Genomic DNA, 15,191 nt, shown 5'->3' with positions numbered 1-15,191 from the left:
AAGTCCTGCGTATGAAGGAAATAACTCTTTCCTACGCAGGACTTTTTTATGTTTCTATTTTTCTCTCTTAGGAACCAATCTTAACCCAAACGTAAACGCTTCCTCATCAAATATATACTTCTTTCGAAGATCTGGTCCACAACTTTCTGACCCAATTCCGTTCTGTCGATAATCCAGACAAAGAACTGTATGATTCGATGGAGTCAACTCATAATTATGCGCTTTTTGGCTTAATTCCTCCTGTGTATAAACGGAGGTATTAAACGAGAACGACTCTTTCGCCACCACAGACAGAGCCAATCTCCTCCCCTTAATGGTCACAAAATCGCAATCACTTCGACTTCCATTCTCTTGCGGTCTTAAATAATCCTCATGCATCTCTTTCACTTTAGCAGAAAACAGTCCATGATAGCTTGCTTTTTTCTTATCCACATAGTTTTCTACTGGTCCCAAACCATAATAGGTGACTTCCTCCATTTCTTTTGGAAGGAAGAGCCGAAGACCAAATCGGGGGAGCTCCGGAAACTCTGGATTTTTTTTCACCTCTATCTTCGTGTCAATGGAACCATCTTTTCCGATGATCCAGTAAGCCTTAATATCTAGAATTCTCTGAATTACGACGGCTGTAATTGACAGTGTGGTTTCAATTGCAAGTTTTCCATCTATTTTCTCATAAACCGTCTCATAACCTCTAGAAATCGTTCTGTCATAGCCAGCAGACATCCACTCTTTCTTTATTCCACTGTCATTATCAGTCGGTGCTCGAAAGATATTGTATTCCATCGGTTGTGTTAGAATACTACCATTATCATAGGTTAAATCTAGAAAGCAGCCAGTCAGCTTATTATAGGTATAGGCAAATGTTTCTCCTTTAATAAAGAGGAAACGATCATCTTCTTCAACCGAAACATCTGCTCTTTTTCCTTGTTCGGAAGTATTCTCCTGTAATAGAGACACAGCCGTCTGATTTCTGCTATCTTTGTTTTCTAGCAAAATCTCATCGAATCCCTGTACATGTCCTGATTTTAACAACTTCGTACATCCTTTTTTCAGATAACTTAGTTTTAAATAACAAGTTCCTTTTTCCGGAACTTCAAAATCAAGGGTCAGTTTTCCTTCTTCATGAGGCTTGATCTCAGGCATCTGAGCTTCCTCTACGACTCCTTGATGGATTCTATTTCCATCACAGGTTACTTCATAGGAAAGGACACAGGCATCCTTTAAGCTGGTGAAATTCAAATAATTATGAAGCAGCAGTTCCTTTTTTGTGGGATCAAAAGCGGTTACCCGGATGGGACGGTTTACATTCTTAAATTCCAAAAGTCCGGTATGAGGTCTGCGGTCAGGATAAACCAGACCATCCATACAGAAATTCTCATCATGAGGGTATTCACCATGATCCCCTCCATACAAATAGATCGGCTTCCCATCTACCGTTCTACCCTGATAGATTCCGTGGTCACACCATTCCCATACGAAACCACCACAAACACAATCATTTTGTTCAAACACCTGGAAATAATCTTCCAGATCGCCAGGTCCATTCCCCATCGCATGACTATATTCACACAAAATTAACGGCTTCCCGGTATTTCTATCTACGTATTCCTTTATTTCCTCCAAGGAAGGGTACATGCGGCTGTAAAGATCTAAATTGGAGAAATCATAGGTTTTATCATTTGCTCGATAGCGCGCCCCTTCGTAATGAGTCAATCGGCTTGGGTCGTAATTCTTGGTAAAATCAAGTGCTGCTTCAAACGTACACCCGTAAGCACATTCATTGCCCATAGACCAGATTAGTACACAAGGCCGGTTCTTATCCCGTCTTACCAAACGTTCTGCCCGGTCTAGAGTAGCCTTAGTAAACGCTGGGTTATCTGCTATTGCACGGTTCCAGCGGTCTCTCCAGATCTCTGCAGAACGAGTTTTCATGTAGATACTATTGGTTCCATGGCTCTCGTTATCTGCTTCATCAATCACATAGAAACCGTACTCATCGCACAGCTGGTAAAACTGGGGAGCATTGGGGTAATGGCTGGTTCGTATGGCATTGACATTATGCTCTTTCATCAAGGTTAAATCCCGTTTCATCTGATCCAGGCTGATTGTAAAACCGGTCACAGGATCGCTGTCGTGACGATTCACACCATGGAACTTAATTTTCTCTCCATTGAGATATACTACTCCATCTCGAATTCCAATTTCCCGTATTCCAAGTCGGTCAACGATGACTTCTTGTTCTGCTTCCAAGATGATGGTATAAAGAAAAGGCTGTTCCGCGTTCCACAATACTGGTTTATCAATGGTTACTTTTAATTCCCCGTTTTCTGGGATACCACTTGCTTTTGCCACCTGTATTCCTTCTGGATTCAATACTGTCATAACAACTGGAACTGGTTTTCCGAAAAAAGTAAAAGAAGTTTTTACTTGTGCCTGCTCTTTGTTCTGCTCCGTATGAATAAAGTAGTCAAAAATCCCCTCTTCTGGTCTTTTTAGTAGATAAACGTCTCGGAAAATCCCGGTCATACGGAATTTATCCTGATCCTCTAAGTAACTTCCGTCACACCATTTTAACACGAGAACAGCAAGTCTGTTTTCTCCTTCCCGAATCATGGAAGTTACATCAAATTCACTGGTAGAATGAGAAACCTGACTGTATCCAATATAGCTTCCATTGAGCCATACATAGAAGCAGGAATCCACACCCTCAAAGTTGAGACAGGCTCTTGGCGCGTTCTCCTCTGGCTCATATACAAAATCACAAACATAGGCACCGCAAGGATTTTCTTCTGGTACATAAGGCGGGTCCATTGGGAAAGGGTAACGGGTGTTGGTATACTGGTGTTTATCATAACCGAAATTTTGAATGCAGCCGGGAACTGGAATCTCATCAAATCTTTCTGTATTATATCCTTCCTGGTAAAACTCCTCTTTCAAATCGTAAATGCTGTTAAAATAGCGAAATTTCCAGGTTCCGTTTAACAGCAAAAGTCGATCGGAACTTTCCCGGTTCTCCGTCAAATCATACTGGGGGGTGGATGTTGGAATATAATATGCTCGGGTTGGCATGGTATTTTCATGCAACAGTTCTAGATTTTCATAATGTTTGGGTACAATCATGGTTGATTCCTCCTTTTTTCACTTATCTTAATTATAGAAAAAACATTTCAAAAAGCCATATCTCCAATTAGACAAAACATGCACAAAATGATATGATTCTACTAGATAGAAAGGCGGGTCCAAAATAGGATACCCGCCTTTCTTTTACTTACAAATCATGACCACCCGTCAAACGGGTGGTTTGTCCTGAGGCTATAAGCCTCTGTTACCGGCCAGCGCCTAAAGACGCTGGCTTTCACTTTGTTCAAGCCTTAACGCCCTTGACTCGTCGCAGCCCTTAAAAGGGCTTTTGTACTACCGGCTACCCTTAAAAGGGTCCTCATACTCTTTGACGCTTAATTTATCCATTGCAATATCGTGACTTTTATTGTTCCTGGATATACTTTCTTATAGTTGCCTCGTTAAGACCCACTGTGCTCACATAATATCCCTCTGCCCAAAAATGTCGGTTTCCAAACTTATACTTTAAGTTTGCGTGCTGATCAAAGATCATAAGCGCACTTTTTCCTTTGAGATATCCCATAAATTGTGATACACTCTGTTTAGGTGGAATGCTTACAAGCATATGAATATGGTCGGGCATTATATGACCTTCCAATATTTCTACACCTTTGTATCCACATAGTTGTTTCAGAATATCTCTAATACTTTCCTTGTACTGGTTGTAAATTATTTTTCTCCTGTACTTTGGTGTGAACACTATGTGATACTTGCACATCCATTTGGTATGTGCCAAACTGTTTGCCTTATTGGCCATTAAAATCACCTTTCCTTTCGTTATAAATTGGCTTGAACAACCTTATTATAACGGAAAGGTGATTTTTTTGTGTAACAAACACCGCTCACCCGCATAACGGGTGGTTTATATTTCGCACGCTTCGCGTGCTCAACAGGGTCACGACCCACAATAAAAGGAGCCAGAGATTCCGGCTCCTTAGGTGTTTTTTATCTTTATATTAATGATGATAAGATCTTTTTAATCTTCCACTAGATGTCACGCGATAATATAAATAGCCTACGTCCTTTCCATCTTTAACTATATATACGTGCAGCTTATTGTGATCATCATCATCGTAATACTCAGGTACATAGTCATAAGTGCTAGTATCACCATTCATACGTTCAAAATTTATATCATGAAGATCAACTTCATATTGACTATATTCATCGTTATAAGATACTACTATATGCCCAGATATACGACATTTTGGATTGTGTCCGCTACGTTTTTCTACTCTATCTTGGCTTGTTATATAACAATGGAAGTAATGACTATGACTAGCCCTAGCAAATGCGGTAGAACTTGTCATAGCAAGCATTAAACATACTGCGATAAAAATACGAATTGTTTTTTTGTTCATTTTAACTTCTCCCTCTCTTTATTAATATCGTTTATGAATATCTCCCCCCTAATGAAGATATTATTTGTAATTATTATAGGGAATAAATTACTAAATATATTTTCTCACTTTTTGCAAAAATGGTCAACCTATATTCCTTTTTTACTGACTTTATCCATCGCATTATTCGGCAAAAATCGACTCATTATATGTTGCTTTCATATTTACTAAATAAAATTAAAGTACTTAAAATATAAATTTATTATTAAAATTAAATACAAGCGATCTAGTAGATGTAGCAAAAACATCTATTGATAATGTTTTTGTGGGAAAACAGTACTTAGTTTTGAAAGAATACACCTCCGGTAAAAGCGGAATCTTGTTTACGACCTATAAAGGAGTGGATGAAGTTTTAAATATCGATGGAATAAGATCCTGGCAAAATTGCAAATTAAAAGCAAATTCCCTTGGCAAAAGATATAACCCAACATTTATTTTGTCACACTTACGCAAGTGATCTATACAAAGCAGGTGTTGTAATGCAGTCAAACAATAGAATCATACCCTTCAAACCATTAGACAAAACATGCACAAAATAATACTTTTCAATTCAGGCAATAAAATAAGAACATTGGTCATTAGTAAAGTTAATTATTGGAATATCTGATCTCTCAAATTATGTCGAAATATGCGATAAGAAAAGTGAAAAAAAGCAGACTATTTGTTGACTTTATATATAGATAGTGAGAAAATTAACAAGTAATTAAATACCTAAATAATTGCTGAGAATATCTTTGTTAGGGGGAAGATATTCGTAATTTCAGTTATTTATTAACTTATTAGTTTATTAAAAAGAAAGGTATGAACTATTTAATATTTAAATCAAGGAGATGTTAAAATGAATAAAAAAATAATTCGTATATTTATTGCAGTATGTCTAATACTCGCTATGACAACAACCACTGCTTTTGCTTCATCAAGCCATTCTATGTACTTTCACTACAACATATCAGATCGTGATAGAATAGTAGAGCATTGCGATATATCGCACAAAAATGCATATCTTACAGGTCATGTTAATGTTGTACGAACAGGTAGTACATATACACTTGAACTCAAAGACGTAAACTTCCAAGGCTATAAGGCGGATGCAAGTCAATATTCTTATTCCTATGAATTTTATGATGATGAACATAGAAAACTATATCTATATATATTAAGAAATGGGGAAGATATCGGTAGTATACACTTTCTTCTTTCGTCTACTGGGCATCTCAGAAAAGTTTACCATAACTATTAAAATATAATTATTATTTACTTAAGGGGCCTAATCGGCTCCTTTTTTAACATTTAACCCTTCGATAAAAAATCATGACTTATTAGACAATTACTACACAAACTGGTACAATAAGAAAAAACGCAAAGGAGCTTCCGGTCATGTATACAAATACCGGCTACATGAGCTTACAAGAAGACGAGTTATTAAATGAAGAGATTCCTCTTCGAGTCAACAGTTGTGGCGTATACCGCCTTATGACTCTGCCACTAATGTCAACCCTCCGGCCCATGGGGCGTCCTGATTACCAGATCTTATATATTGCCTCCGGAAAAGCATGGTTTACCCTTGAGGGGCATTCGGTTGAGGTTCCCGCTGGAAATATGGTTTTATATCTTCCAGAACAAGCGCAGCAATATGCCTATTATTTAATTGACAAACCAGAAGTTTACTGGGTTCATTTTACAGGAAGCGATGCCAAAAAGCGAATGAAAGAAGCTGGATTTGACAATAGCAGAATCTTAAACACAGGGATATCTTCCAAATATCAAGAGGTGTTCTCAACCATAATTCAGGAACTACAGCTTCCTCGGTCCTGTTCAACAGACCTTGCCTCTCTTTCACTCCTGCAACTTTGCTTCTATCTCAAACGAATGAAAGAAGAAGGAGGGTTTCAGAAAAACCAAAGTCAGAAAGAGATGGAACTGGCCGTCCGTTACTTCCATGAAAACTTATCCGAAGAGATTGAGATTGAAGACTATGCAAAAAAAATTCATATGAGCACCTGTTGGTTTATCCGTAATTTTAAATCCTATACGGGAATGCCACCACGGAAGTATTTAACCTCCATAAGGATTAAGAAAGCCAAAGAATTATTAGAAAGTACGGATTATAGTGTCGGTGAAATCGGAGGAATCGTAGGGTATAATAATCCCTTTTATTTCAGCCGTATATTTAAAAAAATTAATGGAAATTCCCCCGCTCAATACCGAAAAGCGGCAAGGTAATCACACCTTGTCGCTTTTTGATATCGTTTCTATTTTGCTAGGTCTTCTGTCTTTGCAAGAATCCCGAACAACAAGGACAGGTTTTAATATCCGTTCTACCTTACTTTCCTCATCAGGAATTCCATTCAATTTCTCTAACAGAAGTTCTGCTGCCATTGCTCCAAGCTGTTCTTGGGGATGGGCAATGGTCGTCAACTTAACTCTTCCGTTTTCCGCCAAGACAGAGTTGTCATAACCAGTAACCGAGATATCATCGGGCACCTGCAACTGGTATTTTTCTAAAGTATTCATAACTTCAAAAGCAATCTGATCGTTATAGCAGACGATTCCATCAATGGGCTGTCCCTCCTCCAGCATGATTTTTAAAATCTGGGAAGGTTTTGATGCACGGTCCTCGGTATGAAACCAGATTACCATATCCGGATCATAAGAAAAACCTGCTGCCTGAAGTGCACTCACATATCCCTTATGCCGATCCCTGCCCTGACTGTCATCCGCTTTAAATATTCCGACAATATGTTTGTGTCCCAGCTGTATTAAATGACGAGTCACCAAAGAACCGCCCAAGCAATCATCCAAACGGATATGTGGCTTTTCCTTCATCTGTACATAATAACCCTGAATAAATACATAAGGAATCTGATAAAAATCAAGCTTGTCATAAATCCCTTTATGGCGGCAGAGGATCTCGCTTTTGCTTGGTTCGATGATCAGTCCTTCTACATCTTTATTTAGGATCTCCTCCAGGCATTTGCTTTCCCGAAACCTGCTGTTTCCTGTATTTTTTAAAATAATACTGTACCCTTTTTCTGTGAGTACACGATCAATTCCCTGAATAAGCCTTGGAAAGATGTAATCGGACAGATATGTGGTAATTACTGCTATATTTCCAGAGCCTATTTTGGAGCCATCTCTTTTGGAGACAAAGGTTCCACGACCATGTTCTGCTTTTATAAACCCTTCCTGTTCCAAAATAGACAGTGCTTTTCGAACCGTATGGCGACTGACATGAAAAGCGGCCGAAAGCTGGTTTTCAGAAGGCAGCTGATCTCCAGGTTTTCTTTCCCCCGAAACAATCTCTTTTTTCAGTTCTTCCATTAATACGTAATACTTTGTTTTTCCACTGTCCGACACCATTTGGTCTCCTTACTCTTTTTTCTGACCGTAATACGCATCCGGTCCATGCTTTCGCATAAAATGTTTGTCCTGTATACACTGAGGGGCTGGCCTTACAGAGGAATTTAAAAGTTCCGTCATCAAATTCATTTTGGCAATCTCTTCCAAAACTACCGCATTATGAACCGCATTGGATGCATCCGTTCCCCAGGTAAATGGACCATGATTTTTACACAGTACCCCCGGAACATGCATGGGGTCTAAATCCCGAAACGTTTCTATAATTACAGTTCCTGTATTTTTTTCATATGCCTCATCAATTTCCTCTTTTGTGAGACTTCTCGCACAAGGAATTTCCCCGTAGAAATAATCTGCATGAGTCGTCCCATAACAAGGAAGGGCTCTGCCTGCCTGTGCCCATGAGGTTGCCATCGGGGAATGGGTGTGGACAACCCCTCCTATCTTTAAGAATGCCTTGTATAGCTCTAAATGCGTGGCCGTATCAGAGGAAGGCTTTAACGCGCCTTCCACCTGATTTCCAGAAAGATCCATAACTACCATATCTTCGGGTTTTAACTGATCGTAATCCACTCCACTGGGTTTGATCACAAAAAGTCCTTTTTCCCGGTCAATTCCGCTGACATTTCCCCAGGTATAGGTGATTAGTCCTCTTCGGGGGAGTTCCATATTGGCATCATAAACAATTTTTTTAAGTTCTTCTAACATAATACTTCCTTTCTCCTTAGTGACCTACAAACTGTCTACCGCGGCTCGTTCCACCACAAGCCCCCGTTTATACCGTTTCATAAACTCTGCATATCCAGCTTCATCTTCCGGATCCGGTTCCAGTATGGTTCCTGTCATATCCCGGAAAACGTGATTCCTTAGGTACTGTTCTAGAGACTCTTCCTCTCCTTTGCGGATCATGTAGGAAGCCAAAAGTGCCGCCCCCCAGGCTCCCCCTTCTCCTGCTGTTTCCATAACAGATACCGGAACCCCCATAGCTGCCGCCATCAAGCTCTGCCCTACTCCCTGCGTTTTAAACAGTCCACCGTGACCAAGCAATACATTGAGTTTCACGCCTTCTAAAAACAGGATCTCCATCCCTGTTGCCAGAGTTGCAAGAGAGGAATACAAATGAGTTCTCATGAAATTAGCCAAATTAAACCGGCTGTCTGGAGTCCGGACGAAGAGAGGTCTTCCCTCCTCAAAATGAGTGATGTGTTCTCCTGAAAGGTAGCAACAAGAAAACAAACCACCTCCATCTTTTTCCCCTTCTAACGCCTTCTGATACAGCGTGGTAAAAAGATCATTCTTATCTACCTTCACCCCAATGGCTTCTGCAAATTCCTCAAACAAAGATACCCATGCATTTAAGTCAGAGGTACAGTTGTTGCAATGCACCATGGCTACTGGATCTCCAGCGGGAGTGGTGACCATGTCGATTTCCTGATAAACCTTGGACAATGCTTTTTCCAGTACTACCATGGCAAACACACTGGTTCCTGCCGATACATTTCCAGTTCTCTTGCCTACGCTGTTGGTTGCAGTCATACCAGTCCCTGCGTCTCCTTCAGGAGGGCAAAACGGAATTCCAGGCTGCAATTGACCTGTGGGATCAAGAAGTAGCGCTCCTTCTTTGGTCAACACCCCTGCCGGTTCCCCTGCCGTTAAAACCTCTGGCATGATATCCCGTAACTTCCAGGGAAACTGTTTGGAAGAAATCAAGTCATCAAACTGTTTCACCATATGGGCATTAAACTCTTTCTTTTCACTGTCCACAGGGAACATGCCAGCACAATCTCCGATTCCCAGTACCCGTTTTCCAGTCAGTTTCCAGTGTACATATCCCTCTAGTGTAATCATATAATCAATTTGTGACACATGAGCCTCTTCATTTAAAATTGCCTGATACAGATGTGCGATACTCCATCTTTGAGGAACTTGGAAGGAAAACAGTCGGGTCAATTCTTTTGATGCTTCTTCGGTAATGGTATTCCTCCAGGTACGAAACGGGACCAGTAAATCACCTGATTTATCAAAAACCATGTACCCATGCATCATAGCGGAAAAGCAAATTCCACCGATGGTCGTTAAGGTTTCTCCATACTGTTCTTTGACGGAATCTGCCATCTCCTTATAGCTGTGTTTGACGCCTTTCCAAATATCTTCCAGAGAATACGTCCAGATCCCATCCTCATACCGGTTCTCCCAGTCATGACTGCCAGAAGCGATGGGATTGTGATTCTCATCCACAAGAACTGCTTTAATCCGGGTCGAACCAAGCTCAATCCCAAGCGCTGTATTCCCTTCCCGTATGGCTTTTCTAATATTCTCTTTCATTTTAACCCCTTCTTTTTAAGTACCGTCGATTAACGATACACCACAGAGTTCCACTTGAGCGTATTCTTAAAATCACGAATGTTCGTTTCTTCATCAATAAAGACCGCTTCTATTCCCATGGCCTCTGCCCAGTCTCCCATCTGTTCTGGTGTTAAATCATATGTAAATGCCGTATGGTGGGCTCCTCCCGCTAGAATCCAGCTTTCTGCTCCTGTGGTAAGATCAGGCTCTGGAGTCCAAAATGCAGTGGCAACCGGAAGTTTTGGCATAGGCTTCTCCGTCTTTTTACAGTTGACTGAGTTAATAATCAGCCGGAATCGGGTCCCTAAATCAATCAGAGACGTAGCAATTCCTTTGCCCTCTTTTGCAGTGAATACCAACCTGGCTGGATCTTCTCTGTTCCCCATAGACAATGGATTGACTTTTATACCGATCCCTCCTTCTGCAATGGAGGGACATACTTCCAACATATGAGATTGTAAAATCCCTTCTTTCCCAGGAACTAGATTATAAGTGTAATCTTCCATAAACGAAGTTCCCTTTGCATCTTTCATTCCAGCCGTCATAGTCTTCATTAGTCGGACCATAGCTGCGGTTTTCCAATCCCCTTCTCCGCCAAATCCGTACCCTTTTTCCATGAGCCGCTGGATTGCAAGTCCAGGAAGCTGTTTCAAAGAGCCAAGATCGCCAAAATGAGTTACGATGGCATGATAATTATGTTCGATTAAAAACTGTTCCAACCCCAGTTCTATCTGCGCCTGGACGGCAACATGATTTTTAAATTCTTCGCTATCCCGTCCCTCCGGCAATAACGCATACTTGCTATAATATTCCTCCACCAAAGCAGAAATTTCTCCTGCCTTTATCTGATTTACACAATCTGCAATTTCATTCACCGGATACGCATCAATCTCCCAACCGAACTTTAGCTGGGCTTCCACTTTGTCCCCTTCGGTAACGGCTACATTTCTCATATTATCCGCAATCCTTAAAACTCTCATGCTCCGGCTTTCTACCACTCCAACTGCAGTACGCATCCAGGATGCGATTCTTTGTTTCACCTTGTCGTCGTTCCAGTATCCTGCAATTACTTTACGTTCGATTCCCATTCGGGTCACCATATGACCGTATTCCCGATCTCCATGGGCAGATTGATTTTCATTCATGAAGTCCATATCAATGGTATCATAAGGGATCTCCCGGTTAAACTGGGTATGTAAGTGAAGCAGAGGCTTTCTGTACTCCTTAAGTCCCATGATCCAAGACTTTGCTGGTGAAAAAGTGTGCATCCAGGTGATTACCCCTGCGCAATTTCCATCTTCATTCGCTTCATGAAATAGCGTTCGGATAGAAGAACTGTCTATCAGGACTGGTTTTAAGATAACTTCAAAGGGGAGTACCCCAGAAGCATTGAGTTCTTCTACTATGATTCTTGCATGTTTTGCCACATGAGTTAAGCATTCCTCCCCATAAAGATCTTGGGAACCAGTTGCAAACCAAAATTGATACGGTTTTCTTTCCATTCAAATACCCCCTTTTCTTATTTTCCCAGACGGATTACATTCCAAGATGCTTTATGGAGCATACTCGTCATCATTCCTCCGTCAAGTTTAGACTGGTTGGTCTGACGAGGTGTTACCTTTTCTCCCAAAGGCCCGTTCTCAGCCTTTAGATCATCATTTTCTAGTACGATATGTTCCAATACCCGATACCCTTCAAAGCTTCTTACATCAACGGACATCTCTGCATCCTCTTTGATGGATCGGTTCACAGCAAATACCGTTACCTCTTCCTTTTCTTCATTGAATACAGAAACAGATTCCACTGCTGTAACATCTACATGAGTCGCTGTATCAAACTTTGGTGTACTGATAACCGGAAGCAGTGCAGTTCCTCTTCCATAGGTGGACGCATGCATAAATGGATAAAAGATTGTCTGTTTCCACGCCGAACCGCCTCCAGCGTCAGTCATAATGGGGGCAATTACATTGACAAGCTGAGCCAGACATGCCATCTTCACCCGGTCTGCATGTTTTAAGAGAGTAATTAACATAAGTCCTACTAACAATGCATCCTCAAAATTATAAATATCTTCTAACATAGGCGGAGCAATCTGCCATGGATGTTTTTCTGTGATTTCATCATCCTTTGCATTGGAATGATACCACACGTTCCACTCATCAAAGCTGATATTAATGTCTTTTTTGCTTCTCTTCTTTGCTTTCACGTAATCACAGGTTGCAATTACTGTTCTTATAAACTGATCCATATCATCGGAGCAAGCAAGGAAGTCCTGACTATCCCCCTTTTGATTGCCGTAATATTGGTGCATGGATATGTAATCCACTTGGTCATATGTATGCTGAAGTGTAACCGCCTCCCAATCTGGGAACGTCGGCATGGTTAAGGATGAGCTGCCGCAGGAAACCAATTCTATGGTTGGGTCAATGAGTTTCATGGCTCTTGCAGTTTCTTCCGCAAGTCTTCCGTATTCCTCCATTGTTTTATGTCCCAGCTGCCAAGTTCCATCCATCTCGTTCCCCAGACACCATGTTTTTATGTTTAATGGATCTTTAAATCCATGACTAATTCTCATATCACTATATTTGGTATTTGCCGGATGATTGCAATATTCCAGTAGGTTGCATGCATCTGCAATTCCTCTGGTCCCCAAGTTGACTGCCATCATCACATCAGAGTCCACACTTCTTGCCCATCTGGTGAATTCATTTAATCCAACTTTATTCTCTTCAATGCTTTTCCATGCCAGTTCCAACCGTCTTGGCCGTTCGCTGACTGGTCCCACACTGTCCTCCCAGTTAAAACTAGAGACAAAATTCCCACCTGGATATCGGATAATCGGAACATTTAACTCACGAATCAATTCCTTTACATCTTTACGAAAACCAAATTCATCTGCCAAGGCATGGTCTGGAGCGTATATTCCATCATAAACGGCACGGCCAAGATGCTCAATGAAGGAACCGAAGATCCTCTCATCAATTTCTGAAATGCGGTATTCTTTGTCAATCACCATTTTCACTTTATTAACTGCCATTTGTATAACCCAACCTTTCCTGTAATATTATTATATAGATTTCTTAATCATCCTTTGGTTACTCGAATGATTGAGAATGCTTCTAACTATAATTTATAACTTGTACGCACCAATACACAAGTTGTTTTTTTTATTTTTATGAAAATTATGGATTTTTTAATAAAATACTTTCCTAACGTAAGAAGAGAGAACGCACAAGAGAAATTTCAAATTATTTTTATTTCTATCTTTTTTTCACAATCATATTTTTTTAATTCGACATTATGCATAATTTTCTTTTTAAATTTTATTCATGTTTGTTAACACTTTTTGCTTCGTATCGGTTATATTATTAATTGTAACCCCCCCAATACATTATATAGTTTTTGCTACACCCCATAAGAAACGAAATACCTTCTCCGAAAAAAGACCAGCTTCCCCAGCTGGTCTTTTTCATTATTTTATTTTCTTGTTCTTGTTCTGCTTCCCGTTGCGGCGTTTTTTTAACATTTGTTCAAATGCATCTGCCTCACCGTTCTCTTTTAATCGTCTTCTTCTTTCTTCCCTGCGACGAGCTATCTCCTTTGTTTCTTTCTTTCGGTGAAGCAAGACAGTTCCAGTTCCTACTGCCACCAATGCCAGTAAAACAGCTACAATAAAAAAGGCCCTTGCTCCTACCCCTTTTAAAGCCGAATTTCCCTCCTCTTTTTCACCCATATCCGGTGTTGTTTCCATATCTTTTGAATCCCCTGTACCTGTACCTGTGACTGGTACGTTACTTACAGACTGTTCTTTTTTTGATAATAGATATACTTCACCAACGTTTCTGTCATTATACGTGTATTGAATGAGAGCAACCGCTCCATCGGGGCTTTTCTTTGGTAAATCTGTTACAACAGATTTATCCAGTTGAGAGAATTTAGCCTCTTGAGGTATGGTAACCACTTTGTCTGGTTCCAATAAAAGATCCGAAGACGGATACGTTTTTCCGCCAATGGTAACAGAGCCTCCTTCTTTGCTATAATCCTTTTCATTCCCAATTATAGGAAGATTTTCAAACCGGTTAAAACCAAATTCCAGAAGAGTTTTTCCGTCAACGAAATACTGTCTTGGGCTTCCTTTTAAAATAACAGAGATCAACCGTCTTCCATCTTGTTCTGCATAGGTCACCAGCGTATTCCCTGCTTTAATTAAATATCCAGTCTTTCCCGCAACCGCAGGCGGAAAGTAATACTGACTCTTCTCATCCGTTGTTTTGACCAGCCGATGCTCATTATAAATGGTCAATCCGTCTGGATTATTCACAGTAGGAGGAATTTTATGACTGATGGCAGAACCAATCTCCACTAGCTTTTTATTGCGGTAAGCTGCTTTTGCAATTAAGGCCATATCATACGCGGTTACATACTGAGTGTCTCCGTTTAATCCAGAAGGATTATCAAAATGACTTTCCCCACATCCAAGTTCTTTGATTTTTTCATTCATCATACGAACGAATTCTTCCCTGCTTCCCGCCACGTGTTCTGCCAGAGCATTCGCCGCCTGGTTACAGGAATGAAGGATGAGAGAATAAAGACAATCTTCCACAGAAAGGGTATCTCCATCCGTTACATTCAGTTTATTTCCGCTTCCTTGCTCTACATTATAGACAGAGTCCTTAGAAAAAGTCACCATATCATCGAGACTGCTATTCTCCAATACAATAAGCGCAGTCAGTAATTTGGTGATACTAGCCGGCGGATAAGCGGCGTGTATATTTTGGCCAAAAATAACCGTTCCTGAATCAGCATCAATTACAATCCCTGCTTCTGCCTGGATTCCTGTATCAGACGGCCAATCTGGTTTTGCATATACGGTCATAAGAAATAACTGGCTGATTAACAAACAGCTTATCATTATTTTTATCTTCCGTTTCACGTGTCTTTCCTCCTGTCATGAATGGGTCGCTTTTC

General features: G+C 40.5%; 10 protein-coding genes and 1 pseudogene. 2 read left to right on the top strand and 9 right to left on the bottom strand.

Features of this window, described 5'->3' with window-relative positions; translation table 11 throughout:
* Nucleotides 1-54: 54 nt before the first annotated feature.
* From EFT72_RS10480 to EFT72_RS10470, 3 genes and pseudogenes are all read right to left on the bottom strand, one after another.
* Nucleotides 55-3,120 carry a glycoside hydrolase family 2 TIM barrel-domain containing protein gene (locus EFT72_RS10480; RefSeq protein WP_124066860.1) on the bottom strand — a complete coding sequence of 1,022 codons (3,066 nt, stop codon included), beginning with the start codon at nucleotides 3,118-3,120 and terminating at the stop codon, nucleotides 55-57.
* A 294-nt stretch (nucleotides 3,121-3,414) separates the two neighbouring features.
* Nucleotides 3,415-3,877 (bottom strand): annotated as a pseudogene (gene tnpA / locus EFT72_RS10475) (IS200/IS605 family transposase).
* A gap of 199 nt (nucleotides 3,878-4,076) precedes the next feature.
* Nucleotides 4,077-4,481 carry a hypothetical protein gene (locus EFT72_RS10470; RefSeq protein ID WP_124066859.1) on the bottom strand — a complete coding sequence of 135 codons (405 nt, stop codon included), beginning with the start codon at nucleotides 4,479-4,481 and terminating at the stop codon, nucleotides 4,077-4,079.
* A gap of 877 nt (nucleotides 4,482-5,358) precedes the next feature.
* Here EFT72_RS10470 and EFT72_RS10465 point away from each other — a divergent pair.
* Entirely contained in the window at nucleotides 5,359-5,760 is a 402-nt protein-coding gene (locus tag EFT72_RS10465; protein WP_124066858.1) for a hypothetical protein, read from the top strand.
* A 137-nt stretch (nucleotides 5,761-5,897) separates the two neighbouring features.
* Nucleotides 5,898-6,743, top strand: coding sequence for an AraC family transcriptional regulator (locus EFT72_RS10460; protein WP_124066857.1), 846 nt, complete (start codon nucleotides 5,898-5,900; stop codon nucleotides 6,741-6,743).
* Here EFT72_RS10460 and EFT72_RS10455 read toward each other — a convergent pair whose 3' ends face one another.
* The 6 genes from EFT72_RS10455 to EFT72_RS10430 all read right to left on the bottom strand — a co-directional run bounded on the left by EFT72_RS10455 (nucleotide 6,744) and on the right by EFT72_RS10430 (nucleotide 15,156).
* Nucleotides 6,744-7,880 carry a GntR family transcriptional regulator gene (locus EFT72_RS10455; protein ID WP_124066856.1) on the bottom strand — a complete coding sequence of 379 codons (1,137 nt, stop codon included), beginning with the start codon at nucleotides 7,878-7,880 and terminating at the stop codon, nucleotides 6,744-6,746. It abuts the gene before it with no gap.
* Nucleotides 7,881-7,889: 9 nt separating this feature from the next.
* Complete coding sequence (locus EFT72_RS10450) at nucleotides 7,890-8,585, bottom strand: L-ribulose-5-phosphate 4-epimerase (RefSeq protein ID WP_124066855.1); 696 nt, start codon at nucleotides 8,583-8,585, stop codon at nucleotides 7,890-7,892.
* Between the two features lie 24 nt (nucleotides 8,586-8,609).
* Complete coding sequence (locus tag EFT72_RS10445) at nucleotides 8,610-10,202, bottom strand: FGGY-family carbohydrate kinase (RefSeq protein ID WP_124066854.1); 1,593 nt, start codon at nucleotides 10,200-10,202, stop codon at nucleotides 8,610-8,612.
* 29 nt (nucleotides 10,203-10,231) lie between these two features.
* Entirely contained in the window at nucleotides 10,232-11,725 is a 1,494-nt protein-coding gene (araA, locus tag EFT72_RS10440; protein WP_124066853.1) for an L-arabinose isomerase, read from the bottom strand.
* Nucleotides 11,726-11,742: 17 nt separating this feature from the next.
* Nucleotides 11,743-13,260, bottom strand: coding sequence for an alpha-N-arabinofuranosidase (locus EFT72_RS10435; RefSeq protein WP_243109994.1), 1,518 nt, complete (start codon nucleotides 13,258-13,260; stop codon nucleotides 11,743-11,745).
* Nucleotides 13,261-13,695: 435 nt separating this feature from the next.
* Entirely contained in the window at nucleotides 13,696-15,156 is a 1,461-nt protein-coding gene (locus EFT72_RS10430) for a D-alanyl-D-alanine carboxypeptidase family protein (RefSeq protein WP_124066852.1), read from the bottom strand.
* Between the last annotated feature and the right edge of the window lie 35 nt (nucleotides 15,157-15,191).

The sequence above is a fragment of the Clostridium sp. E02 genome (assembly GCF_003833015.1).
In the GTDB taxonomy this organism is placed as follows: domain Bacteria; phylum Bacillota; class Clostridia; order Lachnospirales; family Lachnospiraceae; genus Lacrimispora.
Note: the sequence above shows the minus strand (reverse complement) of the source record. Positions and strands in the feature narration are given on the sequence as shown.